The sequence below is a fragment of the Asprobacillus argus genome (assembly GCF_032248395.1).
Taxonomy (GTDB): Bacteria; Bacteroidota; Bacteroidia; order Flavobacteriales; family Flavobacteriaceae; genus Polaribacter; species Polaribacter argus.
In genome coordinates this window covers 19,864-33,589 of sequence record NZ_JAVTTO010000006.1, presented here as the reverse complement: position 1 = coordinate 33,589, position 13,726 = coordinate 19,864, and the positions used below count along the sequence as shown (strand labels likewise).

Sequence of the window (13,726 nt, the reverse complement as noted above, 5' to 3'; positions counted from 1 at the left end):
AAGTTAAAATTAGAATAAGTTCTACAATTTTTGATCTTTTTGTTGATCAAATTTTATGTAGGTTTGTAAAAACGAAAAATATGGAGAATTCAATTTTACATTTAGAAAATGCAGATATCTATCAACGAGATAATCTAGTGCTATCTAAGGTAAACTTGACCATTAATAAAGGTGATTTTTTCTACCTGATAGGTAAAACGGGAAGCGGAAAAAGTAGCTTAATGAAAACCTTATATGGAGATCTGAAACTGCAACGAGGTACTGGCGCTATTGTAGGATTTGATCTTAAAAAATTAAAAGATAAAGAGATTCCTTTTCTCAGAAGAAAAATAGGGATTGTCTTTCAGGATTTTAAGCTATTGAATGATCGAACTGTTTTTGATAATTTATTGTTCGTTTTGAAAGCTACTGGCTGGAAAGATAAAGAAGCAATAAAAGCCAAGATAGAGGAGGTGCTAGACCATGTAGGAATGAAAATGCAATACTACAAGAAGCCTTTTGAACTCTCGGGAGGAGAACAACAAAGGGTTGCTATTGCTCGAGCATTATTGAATGATCCTGAATTGATCTTAGCTGATGAACCTACAGGTAATTTAGACCCAAAAACTTCTTTAGAAGTGATGGAGCTATTAAACGAAATTCATCAAAGCGGAAAGAGCATTTTAATGGCCACACATGACTATGCCTTAATTGTTAAGTTCAAACAGCAAACCATAAAATGTGAAGGAGGAGAATTATTTGAAGTAGCTCAGGGCTAATTAAAGATAGTATCTATTATTTTTTGCCCTCCTTGTATTGGATCGAACTGCTGTAATATCTGAAGTCTCTCGTTAACAATGTCATTTGAAAAATCAGTATTGAACAACATTTCCGTCTTGTTTAAAAACTCAGCCTTTGTATTGGCTCTTTCACATAGCGTTTCTAGCCCAGTATCATCAATCATAAAATCATTGGCAATCACAAATTTGCTTTGATATAGCGTGTTTAATAGTTTCAGCTTTATCCCTGTTTTTTGAAACGTTGGTAGTACATTTATGTGAGCTTCTTCAAAAAGCTTTGATAGGTCATTTTCTTCACGAATATGTGTAAATGAAATATTAGGATGCAACCCAATCTCTTTAACAAGTGTTTTATGTACATGACTACTTGCAATTTTAAAGGTGAATTTAGAACCTTTATAAACCTTAATTAAAAATAGTGCTGCTTTGACATTTTCAGGAACCATCATATTCCCATGGTACAGAATGTATGTTCCTTTGTTTTTTAAATGTTGCTTTTTAAAGACCTCATGAAAAGCGGGAACGTATTGGCAATGATCACCAAATTTTTGAAAAAAATAGGCTTGTTCAAACGGCGAGATGGTAAATACACCATTTACTTTTTTTAAAACTTGTTGATAGCGCTTCAATTTTTTCGCTTCTTGTTTAAAGAATCTTTTTTTAAAAAGGTTAGATTCACTTTCAGACAAACCTTTATAAAAACGATGCTCTATATTATGAGCTCTTACAAATACAGGTTGCCCTTTTAATAGGTTTTCAAAAACAGGATACGTCGTATGTAAACCCTCGAATAAGATAGGGAAAGGATCCTTATTTAGGTTGGTAGTTAAGCGATCGTTACTTCGACTTTTGACAATAAATGGATCTGTTGATAAAAAGCTTTTTACAAAAGGATTCCGTTTATAATAATGAACTTCTTTACAATATTTTGTGAGTTCTTTTTGTTCACCTCTGCCATACTCAAACATATGTAAATAGATATCGACGCCTAATTCTGATAACATTTTTATCTTATAAAATACGTCAATAACCCCTCCATAATTGGGTGGAAAGGGGACATCGAAAGAGACAATATGTAATTTTTTAGTTGAGATGCTTAAAAATATGGATTAATTTTTCTTTTTCTACGCTCCAGCTAAGCTCTTTTTTAGTTTTTTTCAAAGCATTTGAATATTGGCGCTTATCCATAGACTTGATCAAAGAGGATAATTCTTTAGACCTTCTGTCTTTTAAAACCCTTCCTATCTGGTGCGTTTCAACTATTTTCTTCATCTCTGGCAAGTCTGAAACTACTACAGGAATTTCTGCATGTATATAGTCGAATACTTTATTTGGTAGCGCATAACGGTAATTAAGTCCAAGATCTTCTTCCAAACTGATGCCAATATCTGCCAAGGGGGTAATGCTTTTAAGTTGAGCCGGGCCTAGTTTTCCCAGAAAAATAATTGAGTTTTCGAGCTCTTTTTGTTTTACTTGTTCTTTCAACGTTTCTATAATATCTCCATCTCCAGCAATCATAAATATATAGTCCTCTAAAAGAGACATCGCATCAATCATTAGCTCTAATCCTCTACCCATGTTGATTGACCCTTGATATAAAATTGTTTTCTTTCCTTGATGATCAAATGGTAATGCTAAAGGCTTTACTGAAATTTCTTTTGGAATGTTTCGCACAATATGACAATGTACATTGTAAGCTTTCTCATAATAATCTGCTACTCCAGGGCTCACAACTATCACGTTTTTAAGCTTTGGAAAAATGCGTTTTTCTATACTAGTCCAAAACCTTCTCACAAAAGATTTGTCAACTAGTTCTGGGACTTCGGTGAATATCTCGTGACTATCATACACTAACTTTTTTCGTTGTAGTTTGCTTATGATATAGTTTGGGAGTAAAGTATCCAGGTCATTAGAGATTAGCAGCTTTTTCTTTGAGAACAGCAAGAAAAAGAAAAGACGAAAATTATATTCTGCATAAAACAAGAAGGACTTATTAAATAAGAGGTTGAACCTTTTTGTTTTGTACGATCTTGAAATAGGCGTGCTACTTTTTAGCTTTCGTCCAACTAATAGTACTTCATAGCCAAGATCAACTAAAGTATCGCAAGTTTTAGCAACTCTTTGGTCGGTGTTTAAATCGTTGGTAACAGATACTATCGCTCTACTCAAGAAACATATATTTTAAAAAGCAATATAAAAAAGAAAACCCACTCTCATCTGAAAAAGAGTGGGAAATTTGCTATGAAAAAGAATGATAAGAAAGGCTCTTATCGTTCATGTGGTCGTAAAAAAGCGGAGCTAATTACAGAGAGTCAGGAAATAGTTGTAAATAAAAAACCTTCCTTAACTTAAGGAAGGTTTTTGTGGAGACGCCGAGAATCGAACTCGGGTCCAAACAAGCAGTTAAATGGCTTTCTACATATTTAGTTTTTGTTTGATTTTCGACTTAAAGCTGATCAAAAACAATCTACTTAAAGCTTATCTTCTTTAATTTCGAAGTACTATCGAAGTGCTAGTATCTCTAGATCTATTTTTACGATGCCCAAAAAAGAAACGCCATAAATCAGGGCTTTTCGTGGACATAAAGCTTGCACACCTTGTGTGCCTAGGCTAGTCTTACTATAAATTCAGACTATGCAGCTAAAGCGTAATTATTTTCGCCGTTTAAAAAGTTGAAATAAGTTTTACGAGTTATGATCTCATTCCTCGATATGCTTACAATTTTACTGACCTTGCTGTCAAAACCAGTCGTCCCCATGTATCTTCAATTAAATTGAAAATGAATTTCAATAAACAGGAGGACAAAAGTAAGAAAAATCAGATGAATTCATATTTGCATGTCCTCTTTAATTCCAGTAATTTCGAGGCGAATTTAAAAAGATGAACATCTATGAAATTTGGCATCATTAAAGAGCGCAAAAACCCACCAGATAGAAGAGTGGTCTTTTCTCCTTCGAAATTAAAAGAATTGCAAGAATCATTTTCTGAGGCAAGTATCAAAGTGGAAAGCTCTGAGATACGTGTTTTTTCGGATGATCAGTATAAGAGAGAAGGAATAGAAGTTGCTAATGATGTGTCGGATTGTGATGTTATGATTGGGGTAAAAGAAGTACCTATCGATGCGTTGATCTCAAATAAAAAATACTTTTTCTTTAGTCATACCATCAAAAAACAACCTTACAACAGAGAACTGCTTAAAGCAATTTTAGACAAGAATATTGAGTTGTATGATCATGAAGTAATTACCAAAGAGAACGGAAATCGACTTATTGGTTTTGGAAGATATGCTGGTATTGTAGGGGCCTACAATGGTTTTAGAGCTTTCGGAATGAAACATGGATCTTTTGATTTACCTAAAGCGGAAAACCTGCCAGATCAAAAAGCATTGATCGAGGCATTGAATACGATACATCTCCCTAATATTAAAATACTACTAACGGGTAGTGGTAAGGTAGCACATGGAGCGAAGGAAATGTTAGATGCTATGCAGATTGAAAAAGTTTCTGTGGAAGCGTATTTAACTAAAACCTATAATGAACCTGTATACTGTTTGATCGATGTGTTGGATTATAATAAAAGAACTGACGGTCAACAATTGGGACGAAGGGATTTTTATAATAATCCTGAACATTATGAATCTGATTTTATGCGTTTTGCCAAAGTAACGGATTATTTCATTGCAGGCCATTTTTATGGAGATGGAGCTCCGTATTTATTTACCAGAGAGGATGCTAAATCTGAAGATTTTAACATTCGTTTCGTGGCGGATGTGTCTTGTGATATTGATGGCCCCGTTGCTTCTACCATTCGATCTTCTACGATTGCAGATCCCATTTACGGATATGACCCGAAAACCGAGTCTGAGGTCGATTTTAAAGAGGAAAGAGCGATTACCGTAATGGCTGTAGATAACCTTCCTTGTGAATTACCTAAAGATGCCAGTGAAGGTTTTGGTGAACTATTCTTAACACATGTGATCCCTGCTTTTTATAATAATGATAAAGATAGCATTCTTGCCAGAGCTAAAATGACTGAAAATGGGAAGCTTACTGAAAGATATGCCTATTTACAGGATTATGTGGATGACAAGGAATAACTAAATTTTTACCACACCATAGGCAAAATGGGCTACGCCAATCAATAGCATAGAAGAGTACCAATAGTTCGGAATAATAAAGTTCATTACTGCTAATAATATAGCTACAAAAGCAAATAAGTAGAAGGTTTTATTCGATGCGCTTAAAGCCGTTAATAGGAAGGCATATAAGATCAATCCTACCGGGCCTATATAGTTATACAGTCCATTTGAATATAGCAAAATCAGAATAGATAGGCTGATAATAATGTGGGTTAAGAATATCCAAAATCGCTTTTTGGAACTGGGATTCCATATTTTTTGACTAGCTCTTCTTGCTTTTCTACGATTTGAATAAAATATAGCTAGTGAAGAAAACAAAGACAATAAAAACAGGATGCCCGCTATAAAAAACTCCATCAATTGTACAGACATAAACATCATAAATGTGTCGTCTACTAAAAAATTACCAATTGTTTTTTTTATCAAATAGGCGCTTGCTAAAAAATACAACCCAACTTGAGCACTGGTAAAACCTTTTAAAATAAAATTTGGAGAATGAGTATCTTGCACGTCGTTATTCATAAATGGGTAAACTTACGCTAATATACAAAAAATGAATCCTGTCGAACAGTACATTTTAAGACAACAGGAACCTTTTAAATCGATATTGTTTCAACTACAAATAGTAATAGAATCTGAGTATCCCGAAGTTGATCTAAAATACAAGTGGAAAATACCGTATTACTATTTACATGAAAAACCTTTTTGCTTTTTAAATGTTACGAAAGGATATGTAGATGTGGGTTTCTGGATGCCTTATTCGATTACAGATTTTGAAGATTATTTAATTAGAGACAACAGAAAAGTAATGAAATCGCTCCGATATTTTACTGTAGAAGATATAGATCAAACGGTTTTAGTCAACGTCTTAAAAGAAGTACATAAGCACTATCAAAAAGGGTTTAAGAAATAAGTAATTAATGCTGTGCTACCTTGTATTCCAAAATGGAAACACTTTCAATAAAAAGATATAGCTCGGTACTTCTCGCTGGTGCAGGTATGGTTACCCAGAAAACACCGTCACTTGGAGCGATTGCTGCTTTTTGCGAATAACGCTGACCTTTATAGTAATAGGTGATCCTAGAATTTTCCGGTAAGTTTTCAAGTTTGAAAACAAGCTCATTATCCTTGTTTGGAGAAATAATTCCTTTGGTATGGTTTACTAACTTAATGTTGTGATTTAGTAAGTATTGATGGTAAATAGGTTGACTATAAAATTCTTTTAACGTACCGTAGTTTAGCAATAATTGCCACTTTTTATCCGAGGGGTAATGTGTTAGTCCAATTTTTTCTTTCGGCATATTGAAAAAATAATTTCCAAATACGCGTTCCCATCGTCCATTAATAACAAAACCGGCTGCCCAAGTTGCATCAATAAACATCCATTTGCCATTAATTTTTACAGCGTTCCAAACATGATTCGTCCCTTCTGGAGTCTCTGCAATTTCACTAGCATTATTTCTAACATATCCTTTTAGAAGCGTAGATTCAATATTCATTAAATCACATAGTTTCTTTAGAGATTGGGCATATTCTTCGCAAACACCGCTTCTAGAAATAAATGTATCAGCAACGATTTTGTCTCGGATTTTTTGTAGTTGATCCTGACGTTCTTTTTCGCTACTATATGTGAAACTAATGGTTCTCTGGTTGTGAAAATAATAGTCCAGACTGTAACTGATATTATTCGTTAACCATTTAAAAGAAGCTCTGACCTTATCCAGATCAGAGGAAAAATCTTTCGAAATTCTATCTGCCAACTGTTGAGGTGATCGATATTTGGGATAATTATTTACGATATTATCAACTCGTGTAAATTCTTGACCCGAAACAGTTCCGGAGATCAACAGAAAAAGAAATAGTAGTTTTTTCATCATATAGGATAACAATTTTGTCTCGCAAAAATTGTGCCTATAATGAATTTACTGTTTTTCTAATGGCAACTAAATTGGTAAGTAAGCCTTCAAGATGGTCTAGGTGTAACATGTTTGCTCCATCACTTTTAGCATTGGAAGGATCAAAATGAGTTTCTATAAAAAGACCGTCTACATTATTAACAACACCTGCCCTTGCTATAGTTTCTATCATATCTGGCCTACCTCCGGTAACACCTGATGATTGGTTCGGTTGTTGCAATGAATGAGTTACATCTAATACGGTAGGTGCAAATTCTCTCATTTCTGGAATACCTCTAAAATCTACGATCATATCCTGATAACCGAACATGGTACCTCTATCAGTAACCATAACTTGATCATTTCCTGAATCCATAACTTTTTTAACCGCATGTTTCATTGCAGAGGGACTCATAAATTGCCCCTTCTTTAAGTTTACCACTTTACCGGTGTTTGCCGCTGCAACAACTAGATCCGTTTGACGCACTAAGAAGGCAGGAATTTGCAGTACATCTACATATTCAGCAGCCAGTGCAGCGTCGGATACTTCGTGTATGTCGGTAACGGTAGGAACATTAAATGTCTCAGAGACCTTCTTTAAAATTTGTAAGGCTTTTTCATCGCCAATTCCCGTAAAACTATCAATTCGACTTCGATTAGCTTTTTTAAAACTGCCTTTAAAAACATAAGGAATCTTTAGTTTATCAGTAATACTAATGACCTTTTCTGCAATCCGCAAGGCCATATCTTCGCCCTCAATAGCACAAGGACCAGCAAGTAAAAAAAAGTTGTTAGAATCCAAGTTTTTAATGTTGGGAACTTTAGATAAATTCATCTGAAAAAAATTTTAACAAAAGTACAAAATATTTATTGTCAAGGTTTGGTATCTTTAGCCTTTATAACCATTATATTCTAAAAAATGAATCGAATAAAATCTTTATTAATTTTTGCTATTATAGCAGTATTCTCAGTATCAACTTTTGCTCAAGAAAAGATTCATATTGATACTACTACCGTTAGAAAACATTTATATACACTAGCTTCTGATGATATGGCTGGAAGAAAGCCAGGAACTGAAGGAATTGAAAAAGCTGCACAATATATAGAAGGAGAGTTTAAACGAATTGGATTAAAAAAGTATAACAACTTAAAAACATATAGACAAAACTTTGAGCATAAAGGAATAAAGATGTTTAATGTAATTGGTGTTTTAGAAGGGAAATCTAGAAAAGACGAGTACGTAATTGTATCTGCACATTACGATCACCTAGGAACTAAGAAGAGTGGGGAAGGGGACCTTATTTTTAATGGAGCAAATGATGATGCCTCTGGAGTTACTGGAGTATTAGCATTAGCTGAGTATTTTGCTAAGAAAGGAAAAAATGAACGAACCATTGTTTTTGTTGCATTTACAGCAGAAGAAATGGGCTTGGTTGGTTCTAGATATTTTGGAAAAGATATAGATGCAAGTAAGTTTGTAGCTGGGATTAACTTAGAGCTTATAGGAAAAGAACCTAAAACGGGCCCTAAAACAGCTTGGTTAACAGGGTTTGAAAGATCAGATTTTGGGAAGATAATTCAGAAGAATCTAGAAGGAACGGGATACAAACTATTTCCAGATCCATATGTGAAATTTAACTTGTTCTTTAGGTCAGATAATGCGTCATTGGCAAGATTGGGTGTGCCTTCACATACATTCTCTACAACACCAATTGACATTGATAAAAATTACCATCAAGTATCAGATGAGGCCGAAACATTAGATGTGGGGATTATTACCGAAACTATTAAGGCGGTCGCAAGAGGAACGGAAAGTATCATCAACGGAAAAGATACTCCAACAAGAGTGGTCATTAAGGAAAAAAAGAAGTAGTATGAGAAATATCTGTTTTGTTTTTATATTGATGTTATTCGTTGGGTGTGGATCCAATAAGATTGTCTATGATTATGATAGCAAGACAGACTTTACTAGCTTTAAAACATTTAACTTTTATGATGATGCTGGAAATGGAATGAACGAACTGGACGTCAAAAGAGCACAAGGGATTATAGAAAATGAACTCATACGCAAAGGTTTTAAAAAGGTTGAGTCACCAGACTTCTTAATCAACTTCATGTCTCAAAAAATGGATTTAGAAGAGAATAATAGTGTTGGTGTTGGAATAGGAGGTGGTAGAAATGTTGGATTCGGGATATCTGCAGGAATACCTATAGGATCAAAGAAGATAAATGAAGAATTAACGATCGAATTCGTAAATACAAAAACCAACGAGCTTTTTTGGCAAGGCGTATCAATAAAAAAGATCAAAGAAAAGATCAAACCGCAAGAAAGAGAGGTATACTTGAAAGAAGTAGTAAGAAAAACCTTTGAGAAATATCCTCCAAGTAAGAAATAATTATGGCGTATAACGAGTATTTGGCAGATAGGATCTCTCAGTTTTTTAGAGAGAAAAGCGTACCCTTTGAAGCAAAGAAAATGATGGGCGGACTATGTTTTATGGTAGATGGTAAGATGTGTGTTGGTGTAAACAGAGACGAAATTATGGCAAGGATCAATCCTGCTATATATGAAGAATCTTTAAAGAAAGAGGGATGTAAAGAGATGAACTTTACGGGTAGGCCTATGAAAGGCTTTGTATTTTTAACAGAAGACGCCACAGATTTAGATGATGATTTGAACAGTTGGTTGCAGCTGGCACTTGATTTTAATCCATTGGCAAAAGCAAGTAAAAAGAAAAAAAAGAAATAAAAAAGGCTCGGAATTCCGAGCCTTTTTTTATTTAAAATTGATATCTAACACTTAGCGCAAAATCGGAGTTAAATCCGTCATAAATGTCGCTGAAACCAAATTCTGGTCTATAATCAAAAGAGAGTAAAAGCGGAATATCAAAGCTATACTCAATACCAATGTTTCCTGCTCCAAATAGAACAGCTTCACTGTTATTAAGTACTTTGTTTTTCCAGCTGCCAATTCCACCTCCAACACCAGCATACCAATTAAAGTTGTTGTCAAGATCCCATACCCATTGGTAAAGACCAGTGAGTTTAAAAGAACTTAGATTTGAATCTGATCTGGTTCCAAGGTTTATTTCTAACCTATTCGCTTCTTTCAATTTGTGTTGATAAGAGATCTCAGCTCCTAAACCGCTATTGTCTCCTAAACGAATTCCTATAGCGTTTTTTGAAATTTCTTGAGCACTTAGTGCAAATGTTGTCATGCATAAAATGACAAAGCTTACCATTATTTTTTTCATAATTTAATGTTTTAAAAATACCTTCTATACAAAGTCTGTGCCTAATGCCTAAACAGCGCCTTAATATTATATAAAAAAAGAGTTATTAAGAAGAAGGTTTCTTATTTTTACGTACTAAAATATAACAGATGAATATTCATTTTATTGCTATAGGAGGTAGCGCTATGCATAATTTAGCAATAGCATTACATCTTAAAGGATACCAAGTTTCTGGAAGTGATGACACTATTCACGATCCTTCTAAATCTCGTTTAGAGAAGTATGGTTTATTACCATCGGAGTTTGGTTGGTTTAAAGAGAAAATCTCATCTGACCTAGATGTTATTATTTTAGGAATGCACGCGAAAAAAGACAACCCTGAATTGCTAGAAGCGCAGAAATTAGGTTTGAAAATTTATAGCTATCCAGAGTTTTTGTATGAACAATCTATAGATAAGACTAGAGTAGTTATTGGTGGCTCTCATGGTAAAACAACTATTACGTCAATGATCCTACATGTTTTGAATTATCATGAACGAGAAGTAGATTATATGGTTGGTGCTCAATTGGAAGGTTTTGAAACCATGGTACATTTAACAAAGGAAAATGATTTTATCGTACTAGAAGGGGATGAATATTTAAGCTCTCCCATAGATAGACGTCCAAAATTTCATCTATATAAACCAAATATTGCCTTAATAAGCGGAATTGCTTGGGATCATATTAACGTATTTCCAACTTTTGAAAACTACGTGGATCAATTCAGAATTTTTACTGATTCTTTAATTCATGGTGGAAGCATGGTCTATAATGAGGAAGATCCAGTAGTAAAAGAAATTGTAGAATCTTCTGAAAATTCCATAAAAAAGTATTCTTATGGTACGCCAGAGTATACGATCGAGAATGGTATTACGTATTTAGATACTTCAGATGGAGATATGCCGCTTGAAATTTTTGGAGATCATAATCTTCAAAACCTTGCAGGAGCAAAATGGATTTGCCAACATATGGGTATAGACGAAGATGATTTTTATGAGGCTATTTCCAGCTTTAAAGGAGCTAGTAAACGTTTGGAGAAAATAGCAGAAAATGATAAAACTGTTGTTTTTAAAGATTTTGCACATAGTCCAAGCAAAGTAGATGCAACAACTAAAGCGGTAAAGAAACAATATGCAGATCGAACTGTAGTAGCATGTTTAGAGTTGCATACCTATAGCAGTCTGAACGCAGATTTCTTAAGAGAGTATGAAGGAGCGCTAGATAGCGCGGATGTAGCAGTAGTATTTTATTCACCGCATGCAGTTAAAATTAAACAATTAGATGAGGTTACTGTGGATCAGATAGGGGATGCTTTTAAAAGAGATGATTTAATCATTTACACAAACCCAAGCGATTTTAAGGCGTTTTTGTTTCGTCAAGATTTACAAGATAAAGCCTTACTTCTCATGAGTTCTGGAAACTACGGAGGCTTAGATTTTAATGAATTGAAAAGGTTAGTCTAACGTTTAAACATTAGATTAAACAGGTGGGTTCTTACATCTTTATTGGTGAATGCAAGTTTTAACTTTTTAAACCTTGTTTTACTGTTGAAATAAATATCCCAAAGCTGTCTATTCTTTTTCATCTTTTTAGGGGTATCCAATAATTCTAACTGACGATGTATATACGTATTTGTTTTTCTATTCTTGTCAAATGTAATAGAAGTGCTATGATTGAATACAAAATGACAACTCGCCAGAAAAGCATTAAGAATATCGAAATGTTTTGATACGGATTTTATAGCGCTAAGTGTATTCGTTTTTTTTGACAATAAAAAAAGGTCGTAGCAGTTCCTAAGAGAAATGGTCTTATACCAATAGCCTAGGTCATTGGCTTGCTTATTGAAAACGGTATGTAATACTTGATGATCATAATTTAAAATTCGAATATTTTCTGGTAATTCAACAGTATGATTCTTTACAAACTCATAATTGAATACCTCATCATAAGGTTCTTTTAAAATGCGAAAGTGAACTTCAACTGCAGCAATTTTTTCTTTATGAATAAGTCTAGGATAATGCTTTCCTAACTTTACATTATCTAATTTATGAGCTTTATTACCGTAGCCATTCTTTTTTAAAACAGTTATAGCATTCTCATAATCTTTTTCAGATACTATAAAGTCTATATCACCAATCATCCTTTCGGCAATATTTTCATAAAAGCCCTGTAACAGGAAACCAGTTCCCTTTAAAAAAACAGGAAGAATACCTCTTGTTTTTAAAAGCTTATTAATTTCCAGAGCTTGCTCTTTAATCTGAAGATTACGGTCCTTGTTTAACGTTGCGATATGTTGCATATATTCAACAAGATCCTTGGGTAAATGTGATAAAAGTTCTTTACGTTTTAGATTGCAGTATAAGGCCGGAAAAACATAATGTTCTGTACTAACTTTAACAACAGAATCCCAATCAACAGTCTCTTTTTCTACGGCATTTTTTACAATAACATAGTTCGCGGTTTCATGAGAAATCGTTAAACATTTCGCAATGAAAAATAATGTTTCTTTATAAGACATTAGCGAATAGTTTAGAAACCTCCGAAATCATTCTTTCATTATTAGAATATACAATTCTATAACAAGGGATGGTTGCAAACCAATCTAAGAAAGACGTTACATTTTGCGGAATAGGAGAAAGCCAAGAATCGGGAATCAACTTTTCAAAAGCTTCTATACTTGAGATTTCGGTTAATTCAAAATCGATGTGTTTATCATACTTTATAAAAACAAACCCTTTACAAGGTACCTGTGTTATAGCGTTCTCATTTTTTGGTGGTAAAAACCGAACGATTTTTTTTAAACGAGTAAAATTATATTCAGCCGTCGTTTTTAACTCTGGATAAAAAGGTAACAATACATCTAAACTGTTCTTTTTGATAGAAATAGCAGCGGGAAAAGAATAAATATCTTGTGCTAATGCGCTTACAGGAACAAAATCGTCTGCAACACAATGAAAATTATGCGCTTGCAATAACGCAAGAGAAGTACTCTTTCCGTTTCCTGAATCACCTAAAAACAACATGCCATTGGAGCCATCTGAAACTGCCGATGCATGGAAAACTCCGAGCCAATCTTTTTCAGGTTTTTGGTGCATATGTTGCACGATTTCCATGGATAACTTGCCTTGGAAATAATGTATATTAGAATATGCCCAAGCTCCAATAAAAGTGTCCTCTACGTACAAAAAAGTACGTTCGTTTTGGGTAAATACGTGATAATGATGATTGATTTTTTCTTGACCAGATATTTCAAGATGCGCAAATTTAGGATGCACTAGAGAGAGTTCAAATTCACTTGAGAAATCGATCTTGAAAGTTAGCGTATCAATCTTATATGTTTTGTATAACTCGAAGTTTACGGGAATTACTACATCACTATATACACTCGAGCCTCCTAATTGTTCCTCTTGATTTGGGAGTACTATATTTCTTTCAATGTCCTGAACAAAACCCATTGCCTGTTCAACAGGAATATCAAAATCACTAGCCAATGAATTTGCTATCGTATTAGCAGCAATGTTTTCATGTAATTGTTTTACAATTTGGGCAGCCCTTTTTTCCAATACCACATAGCGATTTGAGTTCTCAAACCAAACTACTGTTTTATCTTCAATATCTTTGAAAAGGATGTCTTTACTCAAG

At 34.0% G+C, this 13,726-nt stretch carries 15 protein-coding genes and 1 other RNA gene; 7 read left to right on the top strand and 9 right to left on the bottom strand.

The features are described from left to right. Positions 1–80: 80 nt before the first annotated feature. Entirely contained in the window at positions 81–758 is a 678-nt protein-coding gene (locus RQM59_RS14050) for a cell division ATP-binding protein FtsE (protein WP_349242756.1), read from the top strand. Here the strand turns inward: RQM59_RS14050 and RQM59_RS14045 are convergent. The 3 genes from RQM59_RS14045 to ssrA all read right to left on the bottom strand — a co-directional run bounded on the left by RQM59_RS14045 (position 755) and on the right by ssrA (position 3,535). After that, positions 755–1,783, bottom strand: a complete 1,029-nt coding sequence (locus RQM59_RS14045) for a glycosyltransferase family protein (protein ID WP_349242755.1) — start codon at positions 1,781–1,783, stop codon at positions 755–757. The two genes, RQM59_RS14050 and RQM59_RS14045, sit on opposite strands and share 4 nt — an antisense overlap. Before the next feature lie 79 nt (positions 1,784–1,862). Next, positions 1,863–2,948, bottom strand: a complete 1,086-nt coding sequence (locus RQM59_RS14040; protein ID WP_349242754.1) for a glycosyltransferase — start codon at positions 2,946–2,948, stop codon at positions 1,863–1,865. Between the two features lie 192 nt (positions 2,949–3,140). Continuing rightward, positions 3,141–3,535: a transfer-messenger RNA gene (gene ssrA, locus RQM59_RS14035) on the bottom strand. 134 nt (positions 3,536–3,669) lie between these two features. On the opposite strand from ssrA, the gene RQM59_RS14030 reads away from it, so the two are divergent. Then, positions 3,670–4,875 (top strand): NAD(P)-dependent oxidoreductase, encoded by a 1,206-nt coding sequence (locus RQM59_RS14030; protein ID WP_349242753.1) that lies wholly within the window; start codon positions 3,670–3,672, stop codon positions 4,873–4,875. Here the strand turns inward: RQM59_RS14030 and RQM59_RS14025 are convergent, their stop codons facing one another. Then, positions 4,876–5,439, bottom strand: coding sequence for a hypothetical protein (locus tag RQM59_RS14025; RefSeq protein ID WP_349242752.1), 564 nt, complete (start codon positions 5,437–5,439; stop codon positions 4,876–4,878). A gap of 31 nt (positions 5,440–5,470) precedes the next feature. Between RQM59_RS14025 and RQM59_RS14020 the strand changes: the two genes are divergently transcribed. After that, positions 5,471–5,830: a DUF1801 domain-containing protein gene (locus RQM59_RS14020; protein WP_349242751.1), complete on the top strand. Its 360-nt coding sequence runs from the start codon at positions 5,471–5,473 to the stop codon at positions 5,828–5,830. Positions 5,831–5,834: 4 nt separating this feature from the next. Here the strand turns inward: RQM59_RS14020 and RQM59_RS14015 are convergent, their stop codons facing one another. Together RQM59_RS14015 and kdsA are read right to left on the bottom strand one after the other, a co-directional pair. Then, a complete protein-coding gene (locus RQM59_RS14015; RefSeq protein WP_349242750.1) occupies positions 5,835–6,794 on the bottom strand; it encodes a transglutaminase domain-containing protein in 960 nt (319 codons plus the stop codon). A 34-nt stretch (positions 6,795–6,828) separates the two neighbouring features. Next, positions 6,829–7,647 (bottom strand): 3-deoxy-8-phosphooctulonate synthase, encoded by an 819-nt coding sequence (gene kdsA, locus RQM59_RS14010; RefSeq protein ID WP_349242749.1) that lies wholly within the window; start codon positions 7,645–7,647, stop codon positions 6,829–6,831. Between the two features lie 84 nt (positions 7,648–7,731). Here kdsA and RQM59_RS14005 point away from each other — a divergent pair, with 84 nt between their 5' ends. From RQM59_RS14005 to RQM59_RS13995, 3 genes are read left to right on the top strand one after another with little or no spacing between them, the layout of a single operon-like run. After that, positions 7,732–8,685 carry a M20/M25/M40 family metallo-hydrolase gene (locus RQM59_RS14005; RefSeq protein WP_349242748.1) on the top strand — a complete coding sequence of 318 codons (954 nt, stop codon included), beginning with the start codon at positions 7,732–7,734 and terminating at the stop codon, positions 8,683–8,685. Between the two features lies 1 nt (position 8,686). Beyond that, positions 8,687–9,208: a DUF4136 domain-containing protein gene (locus RQM59_RS14000; RefSeq protein WP_349242747.1), complete on the top strand. Its 522-nt coding sequence runs from the start codon at positions 8,687–8,689 to the stop codon at positions 9,206–9,208. Between the two features lie 2 nt (positions 9,209–9,210). Next, positions 9,211–9,561: a TfoX/Sxy family protein gene (locus RQM59_RS13995; protein ID WP_349242746.1), complete on the top strand. Its 351-nt coding sequence runs from the start codon at positions 9,211–9,213 to the stop codon at positions 9,559–9,561. A gap of 31 nt (positions 9,562–9,592) precedes the next feature. Here the strand turns inward: RQM59_RS13995 and RQM59_RS13990 are convergent, their stop codons facing one another. After that, positions 9,593–10,066 carry a hypothetical protein gene (locus tag RQM59_RS13990; protein WP_349242745.1) on the bottom strand — a complete coding sequence of 158 codons (474 nt, stop codon included), beginning with the start codon at positions 10,064–10,066 and terminating at the stop codon, positions 9,593–9,595. A 128-nt stretch (positions 10,067–10,194) separates the two neighbouring features. On the opposite strand from RQM59_RS13990, the gene RQM59_RS13985 reads away from it, so the two are divergent. After that, positions 10,195–11,547: a UDP-N-acetylmuramate--L-alanine ligase gene (locus RQM59_RS13985; protein ID WP_349242744.1), complete on the top strand. Its 1,353-nt coding sequence runs from the start codon at positions 10,195–10,197 to the stop codon at positions 11,545–11,547. On the opposite strand, the gene RQM59_RS13980 is transcribed toward RQM59_RS13985, so the two are convergent. Together RQM59_RS13980 and RQM59_RS13975 are read right to left on the bottom strand one after the other, a co-directional pair. Beyond that, positions 11,544–12,602, bottom strand: a complete 1,059-nt coding sequence (locus RQM59_RS13980; protein WP_349242743.1) for a nucleotidyltransferase domain-containing protein — start codon at positions 12,600–12,602, stop codon at positions 11,544–11,546. The two genes, RQM59_RS13985 and RQM59_RS13980, sit on opposite strands and share 4 nt — an antisense overlap. Next, positions 12,592–13,725 (bottom strand): phosphoenolpyruvate carboxykinase (ATP), encoded by a 1,134-nt coding sequence (locus RQM59_RS13975; RefSeq protein ID WP_349242742.1) that lies wholly within the window; start codon positions 13,723–13,725, stop codon positions 12,592–12,594. The genes RQM59_RS13980 and RQM59_RS13975 overlap by 11 nt, the downstream gene beginning before the upstream one ends. Position 13,726: the final 1 nt, after the last annotated feature.